Below are 6,761 nucleotides of genomic sequence, written 5' to 3' on the forward strand. Positions count from 1 at the left end.
TTAGTGCTGTATACTCTTTCTGGAAAAGGGCTTTTTTCAGCGCCTGTTGAATGGCTATGCTGCCCTCTTCTAAAAATCAGATATAAAGGTAAACTAGTCTTTTATTCCGAAAACTGACAAAGAATAGGTGCCTGGATGATTTCCATCATTCGTCCAGCACTTTTCATGCAATTATTTTGCCACCGGAATAAAAGATAAAAATATCCTTTATTTCAAAGAGAAGAGTCTTTAGCCTACTAAAACAATAGAGAATTGAGTATGATAATACATGGAATTAATTTACTGCAACCCCCAAACAACTAGACCATGAGAAAGCAAATTTTGGCAATTGCGCTACTGGCGCTGTCGGTTACCTGGTACGGATGTTCATCCGATGGTGCAAAACAACGGTCTGAAGAAACCCCAACTGACCCGGTCGAGGCTACCAACCAACAGGAAGTTCACGGTGACATGATTACAGAAGTAAAACTAACCACTCCACTGGATCAGGCCATGGTCAAGCAGGGGCAGGAGATTTATGATGTGAAGTGTGGATCGTGTCATAAACTTGACGAAACACGGATTGTAGGCCCCGGCTGGAAGGGGATCACGCAACGGCGGGAACCGGCCTGGATCATGAACATGATTACGAACGTAGACATGATGCTGGCCAATGACGCAGAAGCACAGAAGCTACTCGAACAGTGTCTGGTCCGGATGCCCAATCAGAACATAACCGAACCCGAAGCCCGCTCGGTGTTGGAATTTATGCGCCAGAACGATGGCGTAAAATAAACTACTCTTACCAACTGTACTAACCTCTATCATTATGAAATCGCCAATATTAGCCATGGCAGCCGTCGCTGCCCTGGGCTTAAATCTGGTTGGTTGTAAACCGAAAGACGCCGGATCGGCAGTCTCGGGTGATGCCGCCGAAAAAGTGTATGTTGCCCCTGGTAAACACGATGAGTTTTATAATATCGTATCGGGTGGCTTCAACGGACAGATGTCTGTGTACGGAATACCGTCGGGTCGTTTGCTGAAAATCGTACCGGTGTTTTCGGTATTTCCGGAAAACGGCTGGGGCTATAGCGAAGAATCCAAGCCGATGCTGAATACCTCGCACGGTGAGGTGCCCTGGGATGACCTGCACCACATTGCGCTCTCGACCACCAACGGTGAGCACGACGGCCGCTGGGCGTTCGGTAACGCCAACAATACCCCCCGGGTAGCGCGGGTAAGTCTGAGTTCTTTCCGGACCGAAGAGATTCTGGAACTGCCAAACAGCGCCGGTAACCACTCGTCTCCGTTTATTACCGAAAATACGGAGTACGTGATCGCCGGAACGCGCTTCTCGGTGCCGACCGACAACAATGCCGATGTGCCCATCAGCACCTTCAAACAAAATTTCAAGGGGTACATCAGCTTTATCAATGTCGATAAGAACACCGGTCGCATGGGCATCGCGTTCCAGCTGAAAACGCCGGGCGTTAGCTTCGACCTGGCCCGCGCCGGTAAAGGCAAATCGCATGGCTGGTTCTTCTTCTCTACCTATAACACGGAGCAGGCAAATACCTTGCTGGAAGTGAATGCCTCCCAAAAGGATAAAGACTTTATCCTGGCCGTAAACTGGAAGAAGGCCGAAGAGTACCTGAAGCAGGGTAAAGGTCGTAAAGAACCGGCTAAATACGCCCATAACCTGTACGACGAAAAGACCCATACGGCTACCTCGACCATCATGAATGAGGTAATAACGCTGGATCCGAAAGAATGTCCGGGTATCGTCTACTTCATCCCGTGTCCGAAGTCTCCGCACGGCTGCGACGTCGATCCGACTGGTGAATACATTGTCGGTTCCGGTAAACTGGCCGCTGTGATTCCGGTATTCTCGTTCGATAAACTACAGAAGGCTATTGCTGACAAGACGTTCGACGGCGATTTCGACGGCATCCCGGTGGTGAAATACGAAGCGGCCCTGTACGGCGAAGTACAGAAGCCGGGTTTAGGGCCACTGCACACCGAGTTTGACGGCCAGGGTAACGCCATCACGTCGTTCTTTGTATCATCGGAGCTGGTGAAGTGGAACATCAAGGATCTGAAAGTGCTCGACCGCGTGCCGACCTACTACTCCGTTGGTCACCTGTCGATCCCCGGTGGCCCGACCAAGAAGCCGCACGGTAAATACGTGATTGCCTACAACAAGATCACCAAAGACCGTTACCTGCCGACGGGTCCGGAGCTGGCGCAATCGGCTCAGCTGTACGACATCTCGGGCGACAAAATGAAGCTGCTGCTTGACTTCCCGACCGTGGGCGAACCGCACTATGCCGAAGCGATTCCGGCAGCGCTGATCGCCAAAAACTCGACCAAGATCTATAAGATTGAGGAGAACGGCCACAAATATGCCGCCAAGGGCGAGAAGGAGGCCAAAGTGGTTCGCGAGGGCAACAAAGTACACGTGTACATTACGTCCATCCGCTCACACTTTACACCCGACAATATTGAAGGCGTGAAACTGGGCGACGAGGTATACTTCCACGTCACCAACCTGGAGCAGGACTGGGATGTACCGCACGGCTTTGCGGTGAAAGGTGGCGACAACGCCGAGATACTGATTATGCCGGGTGAAACCCAGACCCTCCGCTGGAAGCCCAACCGGGTTGGCGTGGTGCCCATCTACTGTACCGACTTCTGCTCGGCGCTGCACCAGGAAATGCAAGGCTACGTACGGGTATCTCCGGCGGGTAGCAACGTCCAGCTTACCTGGGGCACCGGCAAGAATCCGGTGGCCGAAGCTGAAAAGAAAGTAGCGAAGAAGTAAATTATTATCCCAGCCGCTCCTCTCCTGAAGTCGGGGAGAGGAGCGGGGAAGGACTAACTACCTGGCTTATGAAAACGCTTAGCACCAAGTCCCGGATCATTGTAGGAGTTGCCTCCTTACTGCTGATAGCTACTTATTTTTTGCCCGTCTGGCGCATCGATTTGTGGGCACCGCAGTATCCGGAAGGGTTGGTCATGAAAATCTGGCTCACGAAGCTGTCCGGTGATGTAGAAGTTATCAATGGACTTAACCACTACATTGGTATGGCGCATATTCGGGAGGAAATGTTTCCTGAATTTACCGTGCTGCCGTACATCCTTGGGGGCTATATCCTGTTTGGGCTGCTGACCGCCCTGTCGGGTAGCCGGCGGTTGTTGGCTGGTTACCTGTCGGCCCTGGTGCTGTTCGGCATTGTGGCCTTAATCGACTTCTGGCGCTGGGGCTACCAGTACGGCCATAACCTCGATCCCAAAGCGCCCATTCAGGTGCCGGGCATGTCGTATCAACCCCCGGTAATCGGCTACAAACAACTGCTCAATTTTGGCGCGTATTCTGTACCTGATTTCGGCGGCTGGATTATTGTGCTGACTGGTTTGGCGGTAGCCGGCGTAACGGCCTACGAGTTTTACTTTCGGGGCCGGAAACGAGCCGAAACGCTCACACGACCCCGTACCGTGCTGCTGTGGTTGCCGCTCCTGCTGGCTGCTCAGGCCTGCTCGGTGCAGCCGGAACCAATTCACTACGGCCGGGATAACTGCGATCACTGCCGGATGACTATAGTCGATAAGAAATTTGCCGCTGAGCTGGTAACGGCCAAAGGTAAGGCGTTCAAATTCGACGATCTCGACTGTATGACGACCTACATGCTGGAAAATGAGCTGTCGGAGGCCCCCATTCAGTTAGTCGCTGACTATAACCGCCCCGGTGAACTAGTCGACGCCCGCACGGCGGTTTTCGTGCATGATGAATCCCTCCGCAGCCCTATGCGCGGTGACAAAGCAGCGTTTTCAGCGGCTACTGTAGCGGAACAAAAATTTCCCGGCGTGAAGGCGCTGACGTGGAACGAGCTTAATCAGAAATAATCATGCGTATCCTCCTTCTCATACTGCTCCCTTTTATGAGCCTGGCCCGTACCATTCACGTTGGTCCGAAGCAGCCGGTGAAGACGGTGCAGCAGGCGCTGACGCAGGCCGCGGCCGGAGATACAGTGCTTATCCATCCGGGCGTATATCGGGAGCGTGGTCTGGTTGTCGATAAACCGCTGACAATACTTGGGCAAGGCTATCCGGTGCTGGACGGGCAGTATAAAGGAGAGATTTTTACCGTGCAGTCCAGCGACGTAACCATTCAGGGGTTGCACCTGCAAAACGTGGGCATGGTCAGCACCATCGACTGGGCCGCCGTAAAAGTACTGGAAGTGCAACGGGTCCGCGTGCTGAGCAACCGTATTCGCAACGCCTACTTCGGGGTGTACCTGTCGGCATCCACCAACTGCCTGGTGCAGGGCAACGATATCGCCGGTAATCCGAAAGAAGAACAGAACACCGGCAATGGTGTTCATGCCTGGAAATGCGACAATATCAAAATTAACAACAACCAGATCAGCGGCCACCGCGACGGCATCTACTTCGAGTTTGTCACGAACTCGACCATCCAGCGCAACCTGAGCCGGCAAAATATCCGCTACGGGCTGCACTTCATGTTCTCGCACCGCAACGCCTACTACTACAATACGTTCCGGGATAATGGGGCGGGCGTGGCCGTGATGTACACCAAGTTTGTGACCATGCGGCATAATGTCTTTGAGCATAACTGGGGCGGAGCCGCCTACGGCATGCTGCTGAAAGACATTTCCGACAGTGAGATTGAACAGAATATCTTCCGCACCAATACCATCGGTATTCATATGGAAGGCACCAGCCGGATCAACATAAAACGCAACCAGTTTACCGAAAATGGCTGGGGTGTCCGGATTCAGGCCAGTTGCAATGATAATACCTTTACCGGCAATACCTTCACCAGCAACACCTTCGACGTGGCCACCAATGGCAACACAGTCCTTAATACGTTTGTCAGAAACTACTGGGACAAGTACGAAGGCTACGACCTCAACAAAGACCGCATCGGCGATGTGCCGTACCACCCGGTCAGTCTGTATTCCATGATTATCGAGCAAATGCCGTACGGTGTCATGCTCATGCGAAGCTTCATCGTCACGCTGCTCGACCGGGCAGAAAAGGTAATTCCCAGCCTGACGCCCGAAGCGCTAGTCGATTCCCAACCTCTCATGAACCCGATTAAACCATGATTGACGTAACCCATCTCTGTAAAGCGTTCGGCTCCCTTCAGGCGCTGGACGACCTGACCGTTAGCCTCCGGGCCGGGCAATCCGTCTCCTTAATTGGTCCCAACGGCTCCGGCAAAACGACCTTTATCAAATGCCTGCTAGGCATGGTGGTACCCGACAGCGGAGAAATCCTGTTTCAGGGTGAAAACATCCGCAACGGCTGGGCGTACCGCAATGCCATTGGCTACATGCCGCAAATCGGCCGCTACCCCGACAATATGAAAATTCGTCAGGTGTTCGACATGATGAAAGACCTGCGCAACGGTAGCCGGAACTTGGATGAAGACTTAATCGAAGCCTTTGAGCTTCCGAACCTATACAACAAAACCATGCAGTCGCTGTCGGGCGGTACCCGGCAGAAAGTGAGCGCCTGTCTGGCGTTCCTGTTCAATCCCCAAGTGCTGATTCTGGATGAACCCACCGCTGGTCTGGACCCGGTTGCCGCCGAAATTCTGAAAGAGAAGATTCTGCTGGAGAAGCGCAAAGGCAAGCTGATCCTGCTCACTTCGCACATCATGAGCGACCTGGATGAACTGACCACCGACGTGATGTACCTGCAGGACGGCAAGCTGCAATTCTTCAAAGAGGTACATTGGCTCAAGAGGCTCACTGGGGAAGAAAAGCTGGGTAAGGCCATTGCACAAGTGATGACCAGCCGTCGATTTCGGGCCGAATACGTAGCCGAACCGGAATACTCCAAGTCATAGCCGTAACTGATACAGTCATGAATAAAGTCATTAAATACGTTTGGTTCGATATCTTGCAGAACAAAATTGTGCTGGCGTACACAGCCTTTCTGCTGGTCGTTTCGTTTGCCCTGTTCGGCATGGAGAGCAACTCCGGCAAGGCGCTGATGAGCCTGCTGAACATTGTGCTGATGGTGGTGCCCCTGATCAGCCTGGTCTTTACCACCATTCACTTTTACAACTCCTACGAATTCATTGAACTCCTGCTGGCGCAGCCCATCAACCGGACGCGCCTGCTGCTGAGCGAATACGCCGGGGTAGCGTCCTCGCTGGTCACGGCGTTTCTGGTAGGGGTGGGACTACCCGTTCTGCTGCTGGATGCCAGCGCCACCGGAGCCGCTCTGCTCTGGACGGGCGTGTCGCTGACGCTCGTGTTTGTGTCGCTCGCCTTCCTGGCCTCCGTGCTGACCCGCGACAAAGCCAAAGGAATCGGCCTGGCGCTGATGCTGTGGTTCTATTTCGCCCTGCTGTACGATGGACTGGTGCTGTCGGTGTTGTTTACCTTCAGCGACTACCCGCTCGAAAAATTGATGCTGGTGCTGACCACGCTCAACCCGATTGACCTGGGCCGCATCGCCATCATGCTACAGATGGACATTTCAGCCCTGATGGGCTACACCGGCGCGCTCTACAAAGACTTCTTCGGCAGCATCCTGGGCAGCGTATATTCCGTATCAATCATGCTGCTCTGGGCCATACTGCCCCTCTACAGCGCCGTCCGCATTTTTCGGAAAAAGGATTTGTAAGTGTTGCTTTTGTCAATCCTCGGCACCGGCCTTTAGGTTTGTGGTGTAGTAAGATTCTTAGAAATAAGGTAGCTTACTAGAAGAATAACAGAGCGGGCTTGCCTATGGCATACCGGCCTGGC

Annotated in this window: 6 protein-coding genes; all 6 read left to right on the forward strand. The window is 53.1% G+C overall.

Features of this window, described 5'->3' with window-relative positions; translation table 11 throughout:
• Positions 1-306 precede the first annotated feature (306 nt).
• The 6 genes from ABD949_RS30730 (at position 307) to ABD949_RS30755 (ending at position 6,639) form a co-directional block, all read left to right on the forward strand.
• Entirely contained in the window at positions 307-774 is a 468-nt protein-coding gene (locus ABD949_RS30730) for a c-type cytochrome (protein WP_345250414.1), read from the forward strand.
• Positions 775-808: 34 nt separating this feature from the next.
• Positions 809-2,800 carry a Sec-dependent nitrous-oxide reductase gene (nosZ, locus tag ABD949_RS30735; RefSeq protein WP_345250416.1) on the forward strand — a complete coding sequence of 664 codons (1,992 nt, stop codon included), beginning with the start codon at positions 809-811 and terminating at the stop codon, positions 2,798-2,800.
• 68 nt (positions 2,801-2,868) lie between these two features.
• Positions 2,869-3,882 (forward strand): nitrous oxide reductase accessory protein NosL, encoded by a 1,014-nt coding sequence (locus tag ABD949_RS30740; protein ID WP_345250418.1) that lies wholly within the window; start codon positions 2,869-2,871, stop codon positions 3,880-3,882.
• Between the two features lie 2 nt (positions 3,883-3,884).
• Complete coding sequence (locus ABD949_RS30745) at positions 3,885-5,108, forward strand: nitrous oxide reductase family maturation protein NosD (protein ID WP_345250420.1); 1,224 nt, start codon at positions 3,885-3,887, stop codon at positions 5,106-5,108.
• The gene (locus ABD949_RS30750) at positions 5,105-5,854 is read left to right on the forward strand and encodes an ABC transporter ATP-binding protein (protein WP_345250421.1); all 750 of its coding nucleotides are present in this window, start codon (positions 5,105-5,107) and stop codon (positions 5,852-5,854) included. Before ABD949_RS30745 ends, ABD949_RS30750 begins: the two co-directional genes overlap by 4 nt.
• Before the next feature lie 17 nt (positions 5,855-5,871).
• Positions 5,872-6,639, forward strand: coding sequence for an ABC transporter permease subunit (locus ABD949_RS30755; RefSeq protein ID WP_345250423.1), 768 nt, complete (start codon positions 5,872-5,874; stop codon positions 6,637-6,639).
• The last annotated feature ends 122 nt before the right edge of the window (positions 6,640-6,761 follow it).

The organism is Nibrella saemangeumensis (assembly GCF_039541915.1).
In the GTDB taxonomy this organism is placed as follows: domain Bacteria; phylum Bacteroidota; class Bacteroidia; order Cytophagales; family Spirosomataceae; genus Nibrella; species Nibrella saemangeumensis.

Coding starts and splice junctions, on each gene's coding strand:
- ABD949_RS30730 (WP_345250414.1), top strand. CDS start 307: ATGAGAAAGCAAATTTTGGCAATTGCGCTACTGGCGCTGTCGGTTACC.
- nosZ (WP_345250416.1), top strand. CDS start 809: ATGAAATCGCCAATATTAGCCATGGCAGCCGTCGCTGCCCTGGGCTTA.
- ABD949_RS30740 (WP_345250418.1), top strand. CDS start 2,869: ATGAAAACGCTTAGCACCAAGTCCCGGATCATTGTAGGAGTTGCCTCC.
- ABD949_RS30745 (WP_345250420.1), top strand. CDS start 3,885: ATGCGTATCCTCCTTCTCATACTGCTCCCTTTTATGAGCCTGGCCCGT.
- ABD949_RS30750 (WP_345250421.1), top strand. CDS start 5,105: ATGATTGACGTAACCCATCTCTGTAAAGCGTTCGGCTCCCTTCAGGCG.
- ABD949_RS30755 (WP_345250423.1), top strand. CDS start 5,872: ATGAATAAAGTCATTAAATACGTTTGGTTCGATATCTTGCAGAACAAA.